General features: G+C 40.5%; 16 protein-coding genes and 1 other annotated feature. Of the genes, 8 read left to right on the top strand and 8 right to left on the bottom strand.

Going from position 1 to position 20,540, the window contains the following annotated elements:
* Positions 1–4: 4 nt before the first annotated feature.
* Complete coding sequence (locus tag EVJ28_RS06550) at positions 5–727, top strand: ferredoxin reductase domain-containing protein (protein WP_131488378.1); 723 nt, start codon at positions 5–7, stop codon at positions 725–727.
* Positions 728–874: 147 nt separating this feature from the next.
* Here the strand turns inward: EVJ28_RS06550 and EVJ28_RS06545 are convergent, their stop codons facing one another.
* The 6 genes from EVJ28_RS06545 to EVJ28_RS06520 form a co-directional block, all read right to left on the bottom strand.
* Positions 875–1,315, bottom strand: a complete 441-nt coding sequence (locus tag EVJ28_RS06545) for a small multi-drug export protein (protein ID WP_131468863.1) — start codon at positions 1,313–1,315, stop codon at positions 875–877.
* 18 nt (positions 1,316–1,333) lie between these two features.
* Entirely contained in the window at positions 1,334–1,582 is a 249-nt protein-coding gene (locus EVJ28_RS06540; RefSeq protein WP_131488376.1) for a hypothetical protein, read from the bottom strand.
* A 104-nt stretch (positions 1,583–1,686) separates the two neighbouring features.
* Positions 1,687–2,685: a Fic family protein gene (locus EVJ28_RS06535; RefSeq protein WP_236634073.1), complete on the bottom strand. Its 999-nt coding sequence runs from the start codon at positions 2,683–2,685 to the stop codon at positions 1,687–1,689.
* 332 nt (positions 2,686–3,017) lie between these two features.
* Positions 3,018–3,596 (bottom strand): anthranilate synthase component II, encoded by a 579-nt coding sequence (locus EVJ28_RS06530; protein ID WP_131488371.1) that lies wholly within the window; start codon positions 3,594–3,596, stop codon positions 3,018–3,020.
* Positions 3,593–4,924 (bottom strand): anthranilate synthase component I, encoded by a 1,332-nt coding sequence (trpE, locus tag EVJ28_RS06525; protein ID WP_131488369.1) that lies wholly within the window; start codon positions 4,922–4,924, stop codon positions 3,593–3,595. Before trpE ends, EVJ28_RS06530 begins: the two co-directional genes overlap by 4 nt.
* A gap of 53 nt (positions 4,925–4,977) precedes the next feature.
* Positions 4,978–5,200, bottom strand: a binding site (T-box leader).
* 54 nt (positions 5,201–5,254) lie between these two features.
* The gene (locus EVJ28_RS06520) at positions 5,255–7,477 is read right to left on the bottom strand and encodes a C40 family peptidase (protein WP_236634077.1); all 2,223 of its coding nucleotides are present in this window, start codon (positions 7,475–7,477) and stop codon (positions 5,255–5,257) included.
* Positions 7,478–7,670: 193 nt separating this feature from the next.
* Between EVJ28_RS06520 and EVJ28_RS06515 the strand changes: the two genes are divergently transcribed.
* From EVJ28_RS06515 to tagD, 4 genes are all read left to right on the top strand, one after another.
* Positions 7,671–8,045: a nuclear transport factor 2 family protein gene (locus tag EVJ28_RS06515; protein WP_236634072.1), complete on the top strand. Its 375-nt coding sequence runs from the start codon at positions 7,671–7,673 to the stop codon at positions 8,043–8,045.
* A gap of 168 nt (positions 8,046–8,213) precedes the next feature.
* Positions 8,214–9,314 (top strand): acyltransferase family protein, encoded by a 1,101-nt coding sequence (locus EVJ28_RS06510; RefSeq protein WP_131488365.1) that lies wholly within the window; start codon positions 8,214–8,216, stop codon positions 9,312–9,314.
* 489 nt (positions 9,315–9,803) lie between these two features.
* Positions 9,804–10,964 carry a hypothetical protein gene (locus EVJ28_RS06505; protein WP_131488363.1) on the top strand — a complete coding sequence of 387 codons (1,161 nt, stop codon included), beginning with the start codon at positions 9,804–9,806 and terminating at the stop codon, positions 10,962–10,964.
* A gap of 204 nt (positions 10,965–11,168) precedes the next feature.
* Positions 11,169–11,555, top strand: coding sequence for a glycerol-3-phosphate cytidylyltransferase (gene tagD, locus EVJ28_RS06500; protein WP_131488361.1), 387 nt, complete (start codon positions 11,169–11,171; stop codon positions 11,553–11,555).
* A gap of 285 nt (positions 11,556–11,840) precedes the next feature.
* Here tagD and EVJ28_RS06495 read toward each other — a convergent pair whose 3' ends face one another.
* Positions 11,841–12,803, bottom strand: coding sequence for an ABC transporter ATP-binding protein (locus EVJ28_RS06495; RefSeq protein WP_131488359.1), 963 nt, complete (start codon positions 12,801–12,803; stop codon positions 11,841–11,843).
* 174 nt (positions 12,804–12,977) lie between these two features.
* Positions 12,978–14,087: a non-hydrolyzing UDP-N-acetylglucosamine 2-epimerase gene (wecB, locus tag EVJ28_RS06490; protein WP_131488357.1), complete on the bottom strand. Its 1,110-nt coding sequence runs from the start codon at positions 14,085–14,087 to the stop codon at positions 12,978–12,980.
* A 230-nt stretch (positions 14,088–14,317) separates the two neighbouring features.
* Here wecB and EVJ28_RS06485 point away from each other — a divergent pair, with 230 nt between their 5' ends.
* From EVJ28_RS06485 to EVJ28_RS06475, 3 genes are all read left to right on the top strand, one after another.
* Positions 14,318–15,127 carry an ABC transporter permease gene (locus EVJ28_RS06485; protein WP_131488355.1) on the top strand — a complete coding sequence of 270 codons (810 nt, stop codon included), beginning with the start codon at positions 14,318–14,320 and terminating at the stop codon, positions 15,125–15,127.
* 140 nt (positions 15,128–15,267) lie between these two features.
* Positions 15,268–17,376, top strand: coding sequence for a bifunctional glycosyltransferase/CDP-glycerol:glycerophosphate glycerophosphotransferase (locus tag EVJ28_RS06480; protein WP_131488353.1), 2,109 nt, complete (start codon positions 15,268–15,270; stop codon positions 17,374–17,376).
* 259 nt (positions 17,377–17,635) lie between these two features.
* Positions 17,636–20,527, top strand: coding sequence for a CDP-glycerol glycerophosphotransferase family protein (locus EVJ28_RS06475; RefSeq protein ID WP_131488351.1), 2,892 nt, complete (start codon positions 17,636–17,638; stop codon positions 20,525–20,527).
* The last annotated feature ends 13 nt before the right edge of the window (positions 20,528–20,540 follow it).

Genomic DNA, 20,540 nt, shown 5'->3' with positions numbered 1-20,540 from the left:
GACGATGCAAATTTACTGGACGCCAATCCTGAAAATCGTGAACGAAGCGCCGGATACATACACGTTCCAACTCGAGCTGCCCGACGGCTTCACGTGGGACGAGGGGGCGCATACCCACTTCGCTTTAGAAGGGTTCAACAAAGAAGACAGACCGAACCGGAGCTTGATTCGCCACATGTCGATCTCGACGCTGCCGCGTGAAGGCGTGATCGGCATCACGACCCGGGTCAAACGAGAGTGCTCCGAGTTCAAGTCAATCTTGCGTGGTATGAAGATTGGCGAACAAGTCGCCATCTTCAAGACGCATTCGAACGTCCCGCTCCAGCGTGACGGGAAGAACGTCTACCTGCTGTCGGCTGGCGTCGGGCTCGCGACGTTCCGTCCGATCGTACTCGAATACTTGGAGAACGGGGAAGGTGTGTCGCATCTCCACTCGCTGAACGTCGACACGTCAGCGAACTATCTATTCAACGACGTATTTACGTCATCAAACGGCTTCACGGCCGAATTCGTCGCCAATCGTTCAGATTATTACGCGGCGGTCGAGATGCTCGCGACCGATCAGGATGGTTTGTATTACATCGTTGGGAGCGACGACTTCTTGCATCAGACGATCGACGTGTTGCGCCGAAGCGGCATCATGCCGGAACAGATCGTACTCGACAAGCATGACTTCCAGTTGGATGAGTTTTTCACAGGAAAAGGCGAAAATTCTCTTTCTTCTTAAGTCAGAGGAGAAAAGAGTGGACGTGAGAAAATTGCCGCTATCCTATCGAGACGACGATCGAGCAATCTAGCTCAATAAAAGGTAGCTGACTCATTCTATATTGAATGAATCAGCTACCTTTTATTTGCTATGGACGTCAGGCATGCCTCAGATTGTGAACTCGATTCCTTTAGAAGTGAGCCAAGCGATTAACACGCCATACCCAAATATGCTGATGGCTGAATAGGTGAGAAGTGTAGAGCGTCTCATCCCAATCGAATGACCAATCACGCCAACTACCCATGATCCTAATAGAGGCGTGACGAGGATGATGGACCAACTGCCATGTTCGCGCATTAAATGACTAAAACGGTGTTTCTCTAGGCGGTCTAACCAGCCACTAAGACGTTTGAATCGATGAAGCCAATCGTAAAAATAAGCGAGCAGAGGAACCGGCAAGAAGTTACCAAGCCCGGCCCAAAGGACGGCAGAGACGCCGTCGAGACCGAGTAACATCGTACTCGGGATGGCTAAATAGATTTCGAACATAGGGAAGAAGCCCATGAACCATGCGGTCGCAGACAGGCTAATGTATTCAAATAGATTCATTTTGATTCTCCTTTATGTTCAATCTTTTGACCACTTGTCTTCACGGTGAATGCCTAAATTCAAATTATTGAATACTTCAATTGAGCCTTTCACATCAGTCCATTCTTCTAATAAATAATCATAGAATCGTCCTTCGTTTCGAATCAATTTCTTTGAGTTGGGCGGGACATCCTCGAGAAAGAGCTCCATCTGATATTCATTTTCCACGTGTACATAATAGTGTAAATCACCGATGAATCTTGGGTCTTCAATCACTTCGATTTTCATCAGTCCGCGTTCCTCGGCATTCGAGAGTCGCATCACAAAGAGCCAACAATACATACATTCTTTTCACTTTGACGGTCTTTACTAAAAAACACGTCTCGGAAGAATTATTGCTTAATCCATTTCGCACTCCGGCCGAGTCCAGACGGAGCGATTTCCCCTTCATCCCGCAATTCCCGAAGGACACGGTTGATGGTCGCCTCACTAATGTCGGGACAGGCATTCCGAACATCCGACTTGGTAAACGGTACGATTCTCCCTTCTACGAATCGTCTAATCCGGCTACTCTTACTTTGACTTCCTGACGTGACGAGTCCTACACGATCTTCTAATTCCTTATATGCCGCAAGGATCACGCTCAACAGATAATGAATCCATGGAAAAGGGTCTTGTTGGTTCTCATGCCAATCGATTGAGGACAATCGCAGAGATTCATAGTAATCTTCTTTTCGTTCCTCGACAATCTTCTCGAGACTAATATAGCGACCGACCTCGAATCCGAATTGATAGAGCATCAACAAGGTTAAAAGACGGGCGATTCGTCCGTTCCCGTCATTGAACGGATGGATGGATAAAAAGTCGAGGATGAACATACTGGTCAAGATGAGCGAATCGACGTCTTCATTTTGCCGACGTTCTTTTACACTGTCACATAAGGTCTGGACAGCCGCTGGGGTCTCAAAGGCTGGGACTGGTACGAAACGCGTCCGGCGCGTGCCATCAGGGAAGGTCTCACTAATCTCGTTATCGACATTCTTCCATCTCCCGCCCTCAATCGGAACAAACTTGTAGAGCTCTTTATGGAGCTGAAGCAAGATGTTCGGGTTGATTGGGATGTCCTGGTCTGAGGCATGAATCAAGTTCAATACATCCCGGTATCCGGCAATTTCAGCTTCCGAGCGGTCGGCCGGGTCAGAGGTCTTCGACATGATGGTGTGTAGGCGGCTCTCGGTCACGACGATTCCCTCGATTGCATTGGAAGCCTTGGTCGATTGGATGACAGCCACGTCACGCAAGGTGTTCAGAATTTGAGGCGCCTGTTGTTTATACAGGTCTTGTTTGCCTTTGTATTCATTGATGTGGCCGATCAATCGTACGGTCTCCATCGGCAAGGAGAGATTTCTTAAATACTGATAATCGTAATTTCGCATAAGAATCACCCTCATTCATTATCAAAATTGATTAAACATATTCATTTCATCAATTTTTGACTATGTTTAGCTATAATATAACCTATTTATGATGAGTTTAAAATATTAAACATACTCATTCTCTTAATGTATGACTATGTTTAGGGATAGATGAGTTATATTTCAAATTATGAACGTGAGTGACATGAAAAAGCGCATCTCCGATTTCAACGAAGACGCGCTTGGTTCATATGATCCATCGTATGTGTAGCATCAGACTTCTTCATCATTGTACGGAAGTTCGACATTCAGACCGAGGACACGTTCCCCGGTCTTTTTGTGTGACAAATCGCGACGAACCGTTCGAACAGGTCTCGTCCGTCCGGTGTCCCGATCGACTCGGGGTGGAACTGGACGCCGTACGTCGGATGTTCGGGATGCTCGAGCGCCATGATGACACCGTCCGCAGTCTTGGCCGTCACGGTGAGTTCCGTCGCTTGGACGACGAGCGAATGATACCGCATGACCTCGCACGGATTCCCGTCGAATAGAAGACCAGGTGTCGTCTCGATCACTGATGTCTTGCCGTGCATGACCTCGCGGGCCCGGCCGACCGTGCCGCCGAACGCTTCGGCGATGACTTGATGACCGAGACAGACACCGAGAATTGGGATCTGTCCCGACAGTTGCCGGACGACGTCGAGGGAGACACCGGCGTCACCTGGACCACCTGGACCAGGTGAAATGATGATACCGGACGGGTTAAGGGCGAGAATTTCATCGACCGTCAGCTCGTCGTTACGGACGACCAAGACCTCGCTGAACCGGGCGACGTCTTGATAGACGTTATACGTGAACGAGTCGTAGTTATCGATCAGTAAAATCATGCGAACACCTCCAACAGGGATTTGGCTTTATGCAGCGTCTCTTCATATTCCGATACCGGATCCGAGTCAAAGACAATGCCGGCCCCGGCTTGGACGTACGCCGTATCGTTTTGGACGACCATCGTCCGAATGGCGAGGGCGAAATCGAAGCCGCCCCGGACGTCGAGATAACCGACGGCCCCGGCGTACACTTCACGTTTCACCGTCTCTAGCTCGTCGATCAACTGCATCGCCCGAATCTTCGGCGCCCCGGAGACGGTGCCGGCAGGGAGACAGGCCCGAAGTGCGTCGATCGGGTTCAAGTCGTCACGGAGCTCGCCTTCGACTTCGGAGACGAGATGCATGACGTTTTTGAAACGCTCGACTTCCATCTGTTTCGGGATCGTGACGGTGCCGACTTTGGCGACGCGACCGATATCGTTCCGGCCGAGGTCAAGTAGCATCCGATGTTCGGCCAGCTCTTTCTCGTCTTCAATCAAGTCGGCGGCGTGGCGCATGTCTTCTTCGACGGTCTTGCCGCGCGGGCGCGTACCGGCGATCGGGTTCGTCGAGACGCGGTTCCCTTCGACGCGGACGAGACTCTCAGGCGACGCCCCGAGGACGATCGCTTCGCCGAGGTCGATGTAGAATAAGTACGGGCTCGGATTAAGTTTTCGCAGCGTCCGGTAGAAGTGGAACGGGTCACCGGTGAATGTCGCGTCGATCCGTTGCGACAACACGAGCTGGAATACCTCGCCGGCAAGGATTGCTTCTTTCGCTTTCAAGACGCGCTCGATAAATGCGTCCTTGTCGGTCAAGATCCGTTCGCTCGTTCGGACGACCGGCGCGAGTTCATGCGTCTTCGCCGTCTCGAGCTCGATTTTCAACTGTTCGAGCCGGACCGCTCCGTCGCTGTCGCCGGTGTCGATCAAGATGACACGCTCCTCGAGATGGTCGTATAATACGACCGTCTCATAGCGTTGGAACAACGCGTCCGGCAAGTCGCGCGTCTCGGTCGGCGTGTTCGGGATCGGCTCATACGTTCGCAGCAGGTCGTAGCCGATATACCCGACGGCGCCGCCGATGAACGGGTAGGGGGCGTCTTCCGTGTCCCGTTCGATCAATGTGGATAAGACGGCGAGCGGGTCGTCCGCTTGAATCGTGCCCGTTGCATCGGTCACGGTGTTGCCGTCGACACGGATCGTCTCGACCGGGTTCGCCGCGATGATCGAGTAACGTCCGTGTTTGCCTTCAGCCCGGCTCTCGAGCAGTACTTTTCGTTCTCCTTGCAACCGGTGGAAGATGGCCACCGGGGTCAGTTCGTCGCCGTTGATGATCAGTTGTTCCATGTAATCTCCTCCTCCAAATAAAAAAGTCCCCCGCCCGACATGTCTAAATAGACATGAAGGACGGGAGACCCGTGGTGCCACCTTCGTTGGGGGAGTTCCCCCCACTCATCGCGAACGATCATTCGCTGTCCTCGGTAACGGGAGGACCCGTCAGAGCCTACGTATCGGTCTGAACGCTCAAAAGCCCATTCACGCGAGACACGTCACCGGTTCGCATCGACCACCGGCTTTCTGGAGACGTCCCTTCGCGCTACTCTTCTTTCTCATCGCGAGTTCGTATAATGTTATCGTTACTTTAACGGGATGAAGGAATCTTGTCAAGATGAAAACTTAAAGAGACTTGTAGCCTAGGAAATACGGACGCCATTGTGGGTCATGGATGGAATTGATTTGAAGCGTTTCACCGCCGGCGTGGATAAAGAATTCATTACTGAGCATGATTCCGATATGCGATGGTCCGTTCCGATACGTACCTGCGAAGAAGATCATATCGCCTCGTTTACCGCTCGTGAAACTAGTTCTCTTTTGCTTGAAATGATTCCCGTACCAGTAACCCGATACATTTTCACGACCACCAATCTTCCCAGCCTGATTCGAAGAATAGTGGATGAGTCCTGAACAATCAAAGCCGCCGTTTCGAGGTGATTGGGACCCCCATGTGTAAGGTGTCCCTAAATGCTTGAAAGCTGCTGCGATAAACCGTTCTTTTTGTGTATTGTTTCGCTTGATCGTGAGAGGGTCTTGTTTGACCCGGATGGTTGTTGTCTTTACATATACCGGACGCCAATTGTATTGAATCAAGTAAGAGTCCCCGCTTCTCCCGCGAGGGTATACTCGAACATTCGAATCGATGTATCCGATCGGTTTTTTGTCGTTCGGATTCGCATAGAAGGCGGTGCGTTTGGTTGTGGCGTAATGTAAAGCGGGATTAATGCGTTGCACATTGATGGATTTTGGTTTGGTCTGAGCAATGTAAGGATTCAATACATAGACTTTCTTTCCAGAAGGAAGCTTCGCATACCAAAAATCGTCATCAATTGAACGGAGGCCAATCAATTTTGTCCCTCGCTTCAACGTGCCTGCGGGTTTCGTATAGGTGACATCGGTATGAAAATACGGTGTCTCATTAAATTGAACATAAAAGACAGTACCTGACTTTGGTCTAGCGGTCGGTTTATTCAAGGTTAAATAGTTCGTAGCGATATAGCGATACGAGCCATCTACGAGAATGCGCGAATAATATCCAGATGTACCGAACGTTTCAACGACTTGTCCACGTTTCATGCGAGTGACGCGCTTTGACGTTGATGGTGTCGAATAGATACTTACATTATTGTATCGTATGTACTGTTTCCCCGTTGAATCGTAAAGCGGAGGGTTTTTCGTGCCGGTCATGTTTGTGGGAACGAAGTAATAGTTTCCGCTTACGAGAACGCGTGTAAAAGTACCCGATGCCCCGTATATCTGAACATACTGTCCGCGCTTAAATGACAATGACGTTTTTGATTGGCTTGTGGCCTTTGAATAAAGAGGCGTATTCTTTAACATGTATCGTTTTCCTGTTGATAAATAGGGAGGAAGTTTCAATCCGAGGAACTTTGTCTCGACAAAGAAAAACTGCTTATTGATGAGAACTCGAGTAAACTTACCTTCTGTCCCATATACATTGATCTGTTGAGCACGTTTCAGTGACCCCATGATTTCCTTTTTATCTACGTCACGGTAAATTGGAGTATCTTGTTGTGTATAGCGAGAGCCTGACTTAGCATAAGAAGGCATCTGGTTCGCAATTGAGGTGCGATTGACGTAAACAAATTTTTTGTTCAAAAGGACTCGGACATACGTGCCCTCTATCCCGTAGACTTGAAGCAATTGTCCTCTCGGAACGGTGCCTAACTTCGTTACACCTAAATCTCGGTAGTATAATGAAGTCGTTAGCGCATAGCCTTGCCCTGTTTTGACAGGCTTTTCACTGACATCACTGATTTGAACGAAACCGAACCGATCGCCTCGTTCGATCCGCAAAAACCCATTAGTGATGCCATAGCCAACTAGCGATTGACCGATCATCGTTTCGCCCAACGGTTCTCCATTTAGAGAAGCGTGAATTTCCACTTTTCCTTTGGCGTAATAAGTTTTAGGTTGTATCGGGGAAGTGGATAAAGTTGAACGCTCGATCCACGTGCCTTCAGTGGTGAGAAGTAGTGGAAGATCGTCTACATTGAACACATGAACAATGGCTCCAAACGCCAATGGGGTAACGCTCTCACCCTTGTCATTTTGTGTTGTTGTTTCATTGGTCACATGCATGGCGGAAGCATGACGGATGTCATTGTTTCGAACGTAGCCTTCGATGTCGTCTGTCTTGATTTTAGAGTGGGTTTCAGTCGATGTATCGAGGTGGACGATTTGGTTGTGTTCCACTCTTTTCAATTCAGATGTTTCTTGCATTTCTGTATAAATGGTCGTTCCGGATAAAAGAAGGACGTTTGTTTGTTCTGCATGCGCAGGGGATATAGTAATCAATAGAACCATGAACAATAGACTAATCATTCGTTTCACTGTGTACACCTCTGTTGTGTAGTATGTTAGGGAAAATTCAATTCTTTTTTAGTATAGCTAGTTGAAACGATTAATTGATTAGATTTTTAATGATGAGGCAAATCGTTTTTGTGCATATAATGTCGGAGAGCCTAGGTGTATGTGAAAGGTATGATATGATACCCGAGGAAAGGAAGGTGCGCCTATGGAAACATTAACTATGAAACAAATTTCTGATAGTCGTTCCACTCACCAGATCGACGGAAATATGAAAGAGTTAGAGGTTATGATGCATGATTCGTTCCGCTATGTCGATTCGAGTGGCCGTCAATTTGATAAAGAAACGTTTTTGGATCAGTTTGTCGATCCTGAAGCGATTCAATGGATCGCTCAAGAAACCGTTACGTTTAATGAAACGGTGAAAGTTGATTTGGCTGTCGTCCATGTCTTGTTAGAAGAGCGTTTCATTCTTGGGACGAACGCGTATGAAGGGCGCTTTTGGGCATTGCATCTCTATGTGAAAGAGGACGATACGTGGCTGTGGCAGGGTGGTCAAGCAACGATGATTAATGAAGGATAATACGGATAAGGGCATAGCTGGAGCAACCTGGATGAGTCTAACAAAGAAGTTTTAGTGTTATGGAATCGTGTGATTAGTTGCACGTAAACTCTTTGTGTAAGGCTATTTTTTCCAAGTGGGATTGACGCTATAAAAAAAATAAACTGTAATATATAAATATTTAACTTAATGTTATTATTGCACAGTGAATTTGAAATGATGAAAAAGGGAGAATATGTTTTGGTAGTTAAAGAATGGAATTTTGTAAGGGTAATTGCATGTTTGAGTATTGTTTTATTGCATAGTTCTACTAGCGTAGGTAGGATTTTCGGGTATAGCGAACTGTTTGACTTGCATTTCATAAGAATTTTGTTATGTTATGCTACGCCAACATTTATCATCCTATCGGAAATTATTTTGGCCAATAAATATTCGACATCGATTCCCGATGGCTTTTTCAAAAAACGTATCAAATGGATTTTAGGTCCTTTTGTTGCGTTTGCTTTAATTGATGCCTTGATTGTAAGTTATATGCGATCTAACCCAGACTATATATTTGATAAGCTAATGAACAATCTTCAAGGCCATTTTATAGGATATTTTTTGTTAGTGATTTTTCAGTTTTATGTCTTACATTTTTTAGTTGTTCGATATCAAATAAAAATTGAAAAACTCATTTTTATGGGTACAGTACTCATGATTTCTTCTCTTTGGCTGTTAAATGAAGAAATATATCTTTTTGAAGGCTCTTCGAGTATACAGATGATTAGTTTCCCCACATGGTTAGGATATTTTGTGATTGCATTTTTAATTGGTAAGCATTATGAAAAGTTACGACCGCATTTAATCGTCCACAGAGGTTTGATTTTAGTTGGTTTGTTATTTTCAATAATGCTGATCTATGCATCTTATCAAGCGGGTTATACAGATGTTTCATCTCGGAGACTGGATATCATGCCGTTTACACTTTTCGTGACGCTTACACTATTAAGTATAGGTTCATCATTACCGCACATGAAATTAGTCGACTTAATTAGTAAATATTCGTTTGGCATTTTCTTATTACATTGGCAAGTCCAACGAATTATAACTCCAATAATTTTTGAGAGAACCTCATTGTCTTCGCTTACCTTTATTGCTATTGTTTTTTTAGCTTCTATTGTCATTTCTATGGCAATTGTTAAAATCGTATCCTACGTACCGGGATCTAGTTATGTAATTGGAAAGATCAGAAACGCACCAAAATCGAAAAAATACGAGTCTGAAGCGTTATCTCGTAAAGCTAGTTAAGGACAATACTATTCAATTCAGAAGTCGAGGATATCCAAATGACTTTTTGTTAAATGATGTAGTGTGATTAAGCTATGCTCTTCCGATAGGTATAAAAGTATAAGACAAAACCTTTTTTTTAATGGAAGCCATATAAAAAATCAAATGATTATGAGCAGAGGAGCGTTGTCCCACACAGGATGACGCTCTTCTGTTTTCGTCTTATCTGGCACTTACTATAAGGGAACATCCGAAGGGACGTATACACGAGACAGGAAATCATAACCCTTACAAGTGTCTGAACTGGAGTAGCGCACTCGAGACCTTCGCAGATTAATAGCTTCATTTTTAATAGGATGAAATGTTGTCGTGAAACACCTAATTCGAAGAGAATGTAATTCCTGGGCCTGAATTAAATGTTTTTATAAGGGGAATTTTTCTATATAATCATTGTATAATTATGAAAAAAGATGTCATCACAATTTCTAATAAGAAACAGGAGGTTTTTGTTTGCTAGAGACACTAAAAAATTCTTTAGGGGTATGGTGGGAAATGGTATTGTTGTTAGTTGGTGCAGTATTACCGCTTATTTACGATAGTGCAAAAAAAAATTTAACTTCTCGGAATCGAAAGAAAGCGATTAAATCTATTGGTACATCAACAAAGTTAAATATCGACACTATTCAATCGGCTGACCCGGATTATAAAAATTCTGAATTACGCTTAGAGATTACAGAGAACTCATTTTACTTAGAGTTCCCTAGTCATAAAATTCATTTAATTAATCAACAATATGAAAATTTCAACTTTCACCCGAAGCAATATTTTTCTAAGAAAGAAACTGATGATGTGGACTTGGCTCAACTATTTCCAAGTGAACTAAGAGACTATGTTGTTCCTTTGATTGAGAAATATCGGGAGATGGTTGCGGACGATTTTATTCAGCGGAAAAACGGCTGCCATTTTAATAGCGATAAGTTAGGTGTGGATCAAATTCGAGAAGAGTTTGGCATAGGTCACAAGGAAAAAAATGCAATACATATTTTGTTGTATCACACAGATTACTATACACATCGTGTCATGAAGGCGGTATATAAAGAATTACTAGAGAAGGAAATCTATTTTACAAAAGATCGTTTCTTTGACTCGCATGAGTTAAGTCAACTTAGAGCGTTTCTAACTTCCATTGGCGTGAATATCATTTTGGTAATGGATGACGGGCAGAATGTCATCTTATCACAGCGTTCTCACAGAAGTGCACATAGTGAGAACGCTGGAAAATTTAATTCGACTGCTATGGAAGGCATTACCCTTCATGATCGGGTAGGGGAGAAAAACAACATATATGTAGATAACGTGATTGATCGGGCGATCGAAGAAGAGATAGGAATTCAACATCCTGGAAACAAGAAACGAATTTATGATGTTTTTTTGGAAAAAAATTATTTTGAGATTGGTATTACTGCGTCTGTAGAACTTGAAGAATCATTTGAAGAGACAGTTAAACATTCATATTCAAAAGACGGGGCGCTAGAGATTAAAAAATTAGTTCCTGTTTACTTTAATCAGAGTGAGCTAAATGAATTCGTTGCTACCAATGATTTTATGCAGCAAGGGTTGTACACGTTAAAAATGGTTGCGGCTCGAAAAAATATTATCATCAAAAAATAATATGTTTAAATCTTGTAAATTTGAATCAGAAGTGAATTTTCCGAACTTTTGGGGAATGACAATGAAGAGTCATCTATGGGGCTGGTTGTAAACAATTCCGAAAAAAATGTGTGGGGTATTTTTTTTTAGTTTCCGATACTATATAATTAATATTTAGTTAATCTTTTGTTAAGATTAACAATTTAAATTTATTGAGGTGTAGAAATGAAAAAAGTATTAACCTACGGAACGTTTGATTTGTTGCACTGGGGTCATATAAATATCTTGAAAAGAGCTAAGGATCTCGGTGATTATTTAGTTGTCGCCTTATCTACGGATGAGTTTAATGCACTAAAACACAAACAGGCGTTTCATTCTTATGAAAATCGTAAAGTGATTCTTGAAGCAATTCGATATGTTGACGAAGTCATTCCTGAAAATGATTGGGATCAAAAAATCGACGATGTAAAGAACCACGATATTGATGTATTTGTAATGGGGGATGATTGGGAAGGGAAGTTTGATTTCTTGAAAGACTACTGTGAAGTTGTATATCTTCCACGCACAGATGGAATCTCTACAACAAAGATTAAAGAAAACCTTAGAAAATAATAAGCTCATATAATCAAACGCACAGTCCATAAAAGTATTTCTAAGAAAATTAGTCACACCCATTAAGTAAATAGTTGAATCTTGATTAAAAGGCCTTGGTTCTCGGTAAGAACTGGGGCCTTTGTTGAGTGCTTTAATTTAATGTTACTCGGTTGAACGAGGTCTGTTTATTCTAAATATAAACAGAAGCGATGGAACTGAAAAAGATAGCTTCGGAAAACACCGAAACCATCTCATCATTACGTAATCATTCAAGTAGTTATCATTAAATTTCACTAAAAATAGTTATAGTCCGTTTTTAATTACGTCAATCAGTGATTGAATCCCATTACCGCTAAGCTGAGATACTTCTAATCCGCTATATAAAACTAGCGAGATCAATATTGAGAACGTTAAAATGTTTGCCGCTAATGATTTCACAGACAACTCTCGATTGTGTTGTTCGTTTTCGATTACGGGCATCTTCTGATTTGATAATTGTTTTTGACGAAATTCTTTCTTCTGAGGCGCCGACATATTTTTATATTCATCAAGAAATTTTTTATAGTGCTTTAATACTTCGTCAGACTCTCCGTCTTCTCGGATTTTACCGTATTCGAGCCAAATAACCCGAGAGCAAAATGATTTTATTTGGTTCAAGCTGTGGCTGACAAAGATAATAGTTTTACCCTCATCCTTAAATTCATTCATTCGATCGATACATTTTTGGTAAAATGTTTTATCGCCAACAGAAAGGGCCTCGTCTACAATCAAAATATCAGCATCGACGTTTACCGCGATTGCGAAACCAAGGCGTGACTTCATGCCACTTGAATACTTTTTGATGGGTTGGTCAATGAAATCGCCGATGTCGGCAAATTCAATAATGTGAGGCATCTTTTCTTTAATTTGTTTTTCTGTCATACCGAGCATCAAACATTTCAACATAATATTCTCACGGCCAGTTAATACTTTTTTTAATCCTTGAGACACTGCAATAATTGCTACGTCTCCATTTACTTCGCAAGAACCTGAAGTTGGAGTGATAATTTCAGAAATCATATTGGACAAGGTCGATTTTCCCGAACCATTTACACCGACCAAACCAACTACTTCCCCAGAATTGATCGTTAAATTGATATTATTTAAGGCAGTAAATAGTTTCACATTATTCTTTTCGGTGGTGGATTTTTTCTGTTTGATTTGGCTTAAAAATCCAGATGAAAGTTCAAATTGTTTTGTAACATTTGTTAATTGGATACGAATCATTTTCTCAACCCTTTGTCTAAATGAGAGTGCTATCAGCTACGCTAGCAGGCTACTTTTATATATGAAGAAGAATACCTCATTCGATGTCATTTGTAAAATGAATAGAAAGTCTCAAAAACGAACTAACGGTTTGCGTTTCACTTATTGTACTCCTGTAATTAATATTGAGTGCGATTAACCACCGAAATAACGAGCGAGGATATCCACTATTTTTTTCGCGGCAAAACCATCACCGTACGGATTAGATGCTAGGGACATAGCTTTGTGAGCATTTTTGTCTTCTAATAAGTGATCGACTTCTTGAAAAATCGTATTCTTTTGAGTCCCGATTACTTTTAAAGTACCAGCTTCAACACCTTCAGGTCGCTCGGTTGTATCCCGTAAGACGAGAACAGGGACGCCAAGCGATGGAGCTTCTTCCTGAATCCCGCCTGAATCCGTCAGAATGAGATACGAATGCGCCATGAAATTATGAAAGTCGATGACTGACAAAGGTTCAATTAAATGAACTCGTTCTACGCCATGTAATGTGTGTTGAGCTGCCTCTTGCACGGTTGGGTTTAAGTGGATTGGATAAACGACCTCGACATCAGGGTGAGTCTCAATTAGTTCGCGGACTGCCTCGAATATATTGTACAAGGGTTCCCCTAAATTTTCACGGCGGTGAGCAGTAAGTAAAATGAGCCGCCTATTGTTTTGTTTTATGCGAGAGAGCAGTGGGTGTTGATATTGATCGCTAATAGTTAGTTTCAGTGCATCAATGGCTGTATTCCCCGTAACGTAAATATTCTCTCGTTTGTACCCTTCTTTAGAAAGATTTAGTGCGGCAGACTCAGTGGGGGCGAAGTGCAAGTCAGTTAATACTCCGGTTAAGCAACGATTGATTTCTTCAGGATAGGGTGAGTATTTTTGATATGTTCTTAATCCGGCTTCCACATGACCGATTGGAATCTTATTATAAAAGGCAGCAAGCGCTGCTGAGAATGTTGTAGTTGTATCGCCATGGACGAGTAAGATATCTGGTTGTTCGATTTTGATTATATCGTCAAGTTGATTTAATACTGCTGTACTGATTTGAGCAAGTGTTTGATTTTTTGACATTATATCAAGATCATAATCAGGGTGAATCTCAAATACATTTAAAACTTGATCTAACATTTCCCTATGTTGGGCTGTCACGACCACTATTGGATTTAGTTTTTTATTTTTTTTTAATTCAAGGGCTAAAGGCGCCATTTTGATTGCTTCGGGCCTTGTTCCAAATACCAATAAAATTTTATGCATGTCGCTACCTCCTTTTAAAACGAAATATAAAATGTAAAAATAATAATCATTTATACTGTATCATTAACGTTGAAAAATCTAAAATAAGATTCTAATGAAATCTTCACTTAATTGATAAAGTAGTCTATTATGGTGAGGTTGAACTTTAAAGAAATCTTCTTCAATATATTACACACATAAATGCATTTAACAAATCATCAGTTGCCAGTTTAGAAAGGATTGTATTAAGCATGTATAAAACACTTCTCACAATCATTTCCGATCAAATTACTAATCGGAAATTAATTCTTCGATTGGCTAGATATGAAGTCAAGTCTAGTCATGCCGAAAAAAAGTTAGGGCTGATTTGGGAACTAATTAACCCGGCGTTACAGATCTTCATATATTGGTTTGTGTTTGGCGTTGGATTACGGAGTAATCAAGATGTTAATGGAGTTCCGTTTATTTTTTGGCTCATGGTAGGGTTGAGTGCATGGTTCTTTATTAATGACGCCGTGTTGCGAGGTAGCAATTCCATCAACACGAGATTAGGTATGTTGATGAAAATGAAATTTCCTTTAAGTGTTATTCCGGCGTACGTAGTGGTTTCTCGTGTGTACCAACACTTGGCTATGTTGGTTATTGTTATTTTAGCGACCCTTTTATTTAGCAATGTGCCTTTGCAGTTAACATTGATTCAATTACCGTACTATTTCTTTTCGATGATTATATTTGTGTTCAGTATATCCTTACTGACATCAACACTAATTACGTTAGTCAAAGACGTATATCCATTAGTTCAATCAATTATGCGTATGCTTTTTTATTTAACACCAATCCTCTGGACAGTCGATTCGTTTCCGTCTTCTCTACAAGGGTTATTACTGTTAAATCCTTTGGCATATATTATTAATGGCTATCGAGATTCAATTTTATATGGAATATGGTTTTTTGAGGATTTGATGTATATGACTTACTTTTGGAGCTTCACTGCGATCGTATTCATTTTAGGCGCGAGACTTCATATGAAGTTCCGTCACTCATTTAACGAATTAGTTTAATTCGAATGTTTTAATGAAAGTGAGCGATTTAAACTTATTTTTAGTTAGAAAAACAGGACTAAGTTGTAGTGCACATCATTTTAAGAAAAATTATCCGGAAAAACTAAATGTCTGAAATAATAAAAGGGGTAAGAATGTAGATGAACAGTATTAGTGTGGTTATTCCACTTTTATCGCACCACTTAAAATATCAACGAGCTATTCGTTCGGTTTTAGATCAAGAGCAGACAGGGCACCTTGATGTCAAAATTGTGTTAATCGCCCATGATAAACATCTTGATATAATATCACTTGACGAATTTCCCTCTGTGAAAATTATTACTGTGGCCGATGAGTTGACGGTCTATAAAGCTATCCGTCATTGCGCGCAGCAAGTGGATACAGATTACGTAACTTATTTGGATGCGGATGATATTTTGGCGCCAAGAGCAATTTTCACTTGGTACAGAGCTGAAAGAATTAGTCAACAACCGGTGATTGTGGGACAACGACGACAAATTTATAATAAGAAATCATGGATACAGCCAATTGATCATGCTGATTATTTTTTATCCACAAATAAATCTTTTTCCGCAAGAATGCACAACTCAATTAAAGGTTGGTGTATTCACACTGAGTTACTAAAGAGTTTACCGAGCCTAGAAGTTGAATGGTTCGGTGAGGTGGCGGTTGCTTTCCATGTTTTCGAACAAACATCGTTGTATACGAAAGTAAACTATGTCGTATATGGAAATAACGATTACTTGAGTGGGAGAGACCAACCGAACCTATATGCCAAACGGGATGAGTCGACTTTGCTTGAAGCATCTCACTTGTTTAATTATTTATATTTCAAGGCAGTTGACGAGGATAGTCGAATACAAATATCAATTTGGTTTGAGTCGTTTATTGTGAATCGAGGACGAAAGTATTTAGAAATGATTGAGGATTCGCATAAGAGAAAAGAAGCTTTCGAAATGATTGCAAAAGATTTAAAACGAATCTCTCTGAGAAAAAATTATGCGAAGGTATGGTCTGCTAATAATCATTCATTATTCCAAATTTATAAAACGGGCATTCAACTAAAATCAATATTGAAAATAATTGCTAAAGCGATTAAGAGGAAACCTCGAAAAGCCTCTCTGTACCCATTGCTTTGTAAATTGCCAGTGAAGAAAAACTTGGTTCTGTTTGAGAGCTTTTTAGGAAGAAGTTATTCGGATAATCCAAAGGCGATTTATCAACGTTTGATTAAAAAACGACCTGATATGGATGCGGTTTGGATTTTTAGTAGCCCTCCATCGAGTGAAATTGCTGAACAATGTCCGAATTGGGTGTTGAAAAATTCAATGCGTTATTTTTATTATATGGCGCGCGCAGAATACTGGGTCTTTAATACAAGGCAACCATTGTCTCTATTTAAGCCTGAACACACAACATATTTGCAAACTTGGCACGGTACCCCTTTAAAAAAACTTGGACTAGATATGGATGAAGTTCATATGGCGGGAACGAACACAGCAAGGTATAAGCGTAATTTCTATAAACAAGCTCAACAGTGGGACTACCTCATCTCGCCAAACCACTATTCTTCTGCAATCTTCAGAAGTGCATTCGGATTCTCGAACCAGTTGTTAGAAGTTGGCTACCCGAGGAATGATGTGTTATATAACGCTAACGACGATCACCAAATCAAGTTGTTAAAAGAGGAACTAAATCTCCCTAAAAACAAAAAAATTATCTTATATGCTCCTACATGGCGAGACGATGAATTTATCAAAAAGGGAAATTATCGGTTTGATTTAAAATTGGAATTAAGTCGTATGCAAAAAGCACTAGGAGAAGAATATATTGTTTTGTTAAGAATGCACTATCTTATTAGCGAAAATATTGATACGAAACAATATGAAGGGTTTGTATATGACTTTTCGAATTACCATGATATCTCTGATCTTTATTTGATAAGTGATTTGTTGATCACAGATTATTCTTCTGTCTTCTTTGACTATGCTCATTTAAATAGACCAATTATTTTCTTTGCATATGATTTAGAAAAATACGCGTCGACACTACGTGGCTTCTATTTTAATTTCGAAGAGATTGTTCCGGGGCCTTTGTATACAAATACGAATGAGATTGTCGACTACATTAAAAATATTGATACGCTCGAAAAGACCTATGAAAATCGGATCGAACTATTTAATCAAACTTTTTGTCACCTGGACAATGGTGAGGCTGCCGAAAAGGTCATAGATACAGTATTTAAATAATTTAAGTTTAGTAAATTTAAGTTAACCGACATTATCTTAAAATGTCGGTTAACTTTTTTTATAATTACGTCTATATACAGATTATCCGCAGAAACCTTAATTTTACCTAAATGTAAATCCTGTGATATTGTATTTGCTTTCATTTAAGATGACAATGAAAAAATAGCTGTAAATTTGATTTGAAGAGCCGTTTTTGGGATATAAAAATAAATAGAGAATGACTTGGTAGTCAATTTGAAAGAATTGAGGGTGGCGCGATATGAATAAGCTATTATGCACAGATGTATTTTATGAAAATCAAAAGCTTAAATTCACGTTCAATCAAAGGGTTGAGGAAGATGTGTTTTCGTTAGGGGACTTAAAAGGAAACTCGTCTGGTCCTGTCTTGTCCTTTGACATTGTTGATTTGTCTATCGACAACTTTAACCAATCATATCTGCTCAAAAGAAATGGCGAGGAAATTGAAGTCGAATCTGTCGAATTTATTGCTTTCAAAACGAAACGAGTTCGATGCGGCAGCACATTATTGCTTGTGACAATAGACGACCAACAGCGATTACGTATAGAAGTTAAATCACATCTATCGAACAGGTGGGGGTTTGATGCAAGTGTTGATGAAGTCTCGATTGAGGCCGATACGTTACGTTTAGCGGGTGGTTTGAATCCAATACTATCTGACCGAGTCTCAACAGGCGGCAACATGTGTTTAAAGGTTTTTGCTGAACAGCAGTTACTATTTGAAGCTTTTGCGGAAGTGGACAATGAGGATAAAGTTTGGTCGTCAAAACTAGATTTATCTACTTTGCAAAATATATTGCACTCGTACGCTAATTTACATTTTTGGTTAGAGGAAATTGACGGAAATGTGATTTATCGCTCTCGATTACAACGTCATGTCGACGTATCGCACTTAGAGGAAAAAGTGCTAGGAAGAGGGCAGTTCTTATTTTTAGGACGCTTTCTAAATAGTAAGTATTTCACGTTAAATCTTAAACGGGACAAAATGATTCTTGAAAAAACATCGTTATTTCAAGAAGGTCATCGACTAGGTTTTATGTTTGAAACCGAAAATGACACAGAAAAGTTAAAGGGAATCCAAGTCGTTTTTCCGGCAGATTCCAAAATTATTTATTACTCCTGTGAAGAAATCAGTTTAAACCGGTACAAGGTTAGTTTAGATTGTCATGAATTGATTAAGGTGCTAGTTGACGAGGGGAGATCTAAAGGGACATTTATCATGCACGGCATAACAGTAAATAACATACCTGTACAGTTGACAGTGCGGCCCCCGAAAATGAAATATTCTGACTCGCAACGTGTGATTCCTTTCGATGGTGTTCCTTATGAATTAGGTATATCTGAAAGAAAACGGCAAGGATTAGTTTTTAGAATTCGAAAAGCAAGAATTGTACGGACCATTCACTTTGTGCATGATAAGAAAAATCATCAAGTTCATCTTAAAGGAGCGTCCTTATTTAGAGGTATTTCTATTGATCCAGAGGCTATGGATGTAAAGCGCTTTTTGATTATTCGTAATCGATTATCCGAAGCTGATATAGAAATTCCATTACCGTATATTCGCGACGATGCATTTTCGTATATTTATCGATTTGATAACAAAAAATATGATTTCGGTGGGTTCGATATTCTTTTTACAATTAATGGTTTTTTCGAAAAACCGGGAATCTATGATTTTTATGTAGGGTATCGTAGTGAAAAATTTTATAGTGAAAGAAAGTTGGGTTTTTCACAATTCATTTATAAAAAAGATCACTATTTGATTGAGAAAACTGAGAGCCTATTTGTTCCTGCAGAAATAAAGGCAGAGTCATTGTTTTCTATCACACCGGGAGGGAATTTGAAGTTTGAAATTTTACACCATCCTAAGTCGATAGAACCTAGCTTATCCTTGGACTTAAACCAGGACATTTGGTTGATTGGGGAACGACCTGATACAGCACAAGATACTGGTTATCACTTCTTTAAATACTGTCGAGAGACATATCCGGACAAACAATTTTTTTACGCAATTGATGGAGAAAGTAAAGATTATGAGAAGGTGAAAGCTCTTGGTAACGTAGTGACTCTAAATTCATCTGATCATATTTATATCGCAAGGCATGTGACACATGTTTTTGGGTCCCATGATTTAGAGTATTTCTTACCTTATAAGCTGTCGCAGATGAAGCGGGTTGATCAAATTAAAAAAATCTTTCTTCAACATGGTGTGATGGGCCGGAAGTCTGCGGAATATCATAAATTTTATTATAATCATCCGTTCGATTTAGTAATCACTTCATCCGATGATGAAAAGAAAATGTTTATTGATCATTTCCGATACAAAGAAAACGAGATAGCTGTAACCGGTTTGTCCAGATTTGATTATTTGTACCGTAATCACAAAAAGGCTTTAATCAAGGATAAAAAAGTAATATTATTAATGCCTACATGGAGAGAATGGCTTCATGACTCGAGAGCGTTTGAAGAGTCAAGGTATTTTAAAGAGTATCTTGAACTGTTACGAAATGAACGTCTAAGCAAATTTCTTGAGGAGACAGATTCGGAACTGTGGTTTTATCCTCACTACCGCATGCAACCTTTTTTGAATTATTTTATGGCAGACGAGACGTCAAGGATTAAAGTTGTTGAACTCGGTTCGAAATCTGTACAAGAATTGCTAATGTCAACCCACTTGCTTATTACAGATTATTCAAGTGTATCGTTTGACTACTCATTTATGAAGAAGCCAGTTATCTTTTTCCATTTTGATTTTAAACGTTTCTTCAGAAAAGGCATTTTAAGACCGATGAAAGAAACTTTCCTAGGAAGCATCGTGGGTGATACGGATTCTTTAATTGAACAAATAATCGAGTATCAAAAGAATGATTATCAGGAGAGTGAGGAGGCTGAAAAAAATCGCCATTTGATTTTAAAATACGTAGATGATCACAATTGCGAACGAATTGTTAAAGCCGTTCGCAAATTAGATCAAGAACATCACTTTATTAACAATGTTCCAAAATCTAAGTTGCAATCTTTGATTCCAATCGGGAAGATTAAAGTGCTTCGATTTATATTTATGCATAGATGGATTTTGAAAGCGGCGGTTCTATTGAAAAGGAATCTGAGGAAATTAGGGATCGTGAAATAACACAGGTATGGAT

It is taken from the genome of Exiguobacterium sp. SH3S3, from assembly GCF_004337115.1.
Classification (GTDB): domain Bacteria; phylum Bacillota; class Bacilli; order Exiguobacteriales; family Exiguobacteriaceae; genus Exiguobacterium; species Exiguobacterium aurantiacum_A.
Note: the sequence above shows the minus strand (reverse complement) of the source record. Positions and strands in the feature narration are given on the sequence as shown.

Coding starts and splice junctions, on each gene's coding strand:
- EVJ28_RS06545 (WP_131468863.1), bottom strand. CDS start 1,315: ATGAATCTATTTGAATACATTAGCCTGTCTGCGACCGCATGGTTCATG.
- EVJ28_RS06550 (WP_131488378.1), top strand. CDS start 5: ATGCAAATTTACTGGACGCCAATCCTGAAAATCGTGAACGAAGCGCCG.
- EVJ28_RS06510 (WP_131488365.1), top strand. CDS start 8,214: ATGTTATTATTGCACAGTGAATTTGAAATGATGAAAAAGGGAGAATAT.
- EVJ28_RS06540 (WP_131488376.1), bottom strand. CDS start 1,582: ATGAAAATCGAAGTGATTGAAGACCCAAGATTCATCGGTGATTTACAC.
- EVJ28_RS06495 (WP_131488359.1), bottom strand. CDS start 12,803: ATGATTCGTATCCAATTAACAAATGTTACAAAACAATTTGAACTTTCA.
- EVJ28_RS06480 (WP_131488353.1), top strand. CDS start 15,268: ATGAACAGTATTAGTGTGGTTATTCCACTTTTATCGCACCACTTAAAA.
- EVJ28_RS06475 (WP_131488351.1), top strand. CDS start 17,636: ATGAATAAGCTATTATGCACAGATGTATTTTATGAAAATCAAAAGCTT.
- EVJ28_RS06530 (WP_131488371.1), bottom strand. CDS start 3,596: ATGATTTTACTGATCGATAACTACGACTCGTTCACGTATAACGTCTAT.
- EVJ28_RS06535 (WP_236634073.1), bottom strand. CDS start 2,685: ATGGAGACCGTACGATTGATCGGCCACATCAATGAATACAAAGGCAAA.
- trpE (WP_131488369.1), bottom strand. CDS start 4,924: ATGGAACAACTGATCATCAACGGCGACGAACTGACCCCGGTGGCCATC.
- EVJ28_RS06515 (WP_236634072.1), top strand. CDS start 7,671: ATGGAAACATTAACTATGAAACAAATTTCTGATAGTCGTTCCACTCAC.
- EVJ28_RS06485 (WP_131488355.1), top strand. CDS start 14,318: ATGTATAAAACACTTCTCACAATCATTTCCGATCAAATTACTAATCGG.
- tagD (WP_131488361.1), top strand. CDS start 11,169: ATGAAAAAAGTATTAACCTACGGAACGTTTGATTTGTTGCACTGGGGT.
- EVJ28_RS06520 (WP_236634077.1), bottom strand. CDS start 7,477: ATGATTAGTCTATTGTTCATGGTTCTATTGATTACTATATCCCCTGCG.
- wecB (WP_131488357.1), bottom strand. CDS start 14,087: ATGCATAAAATTTTATTGGTATTTGGAACAAGGCCCGAAGCAATCAAA.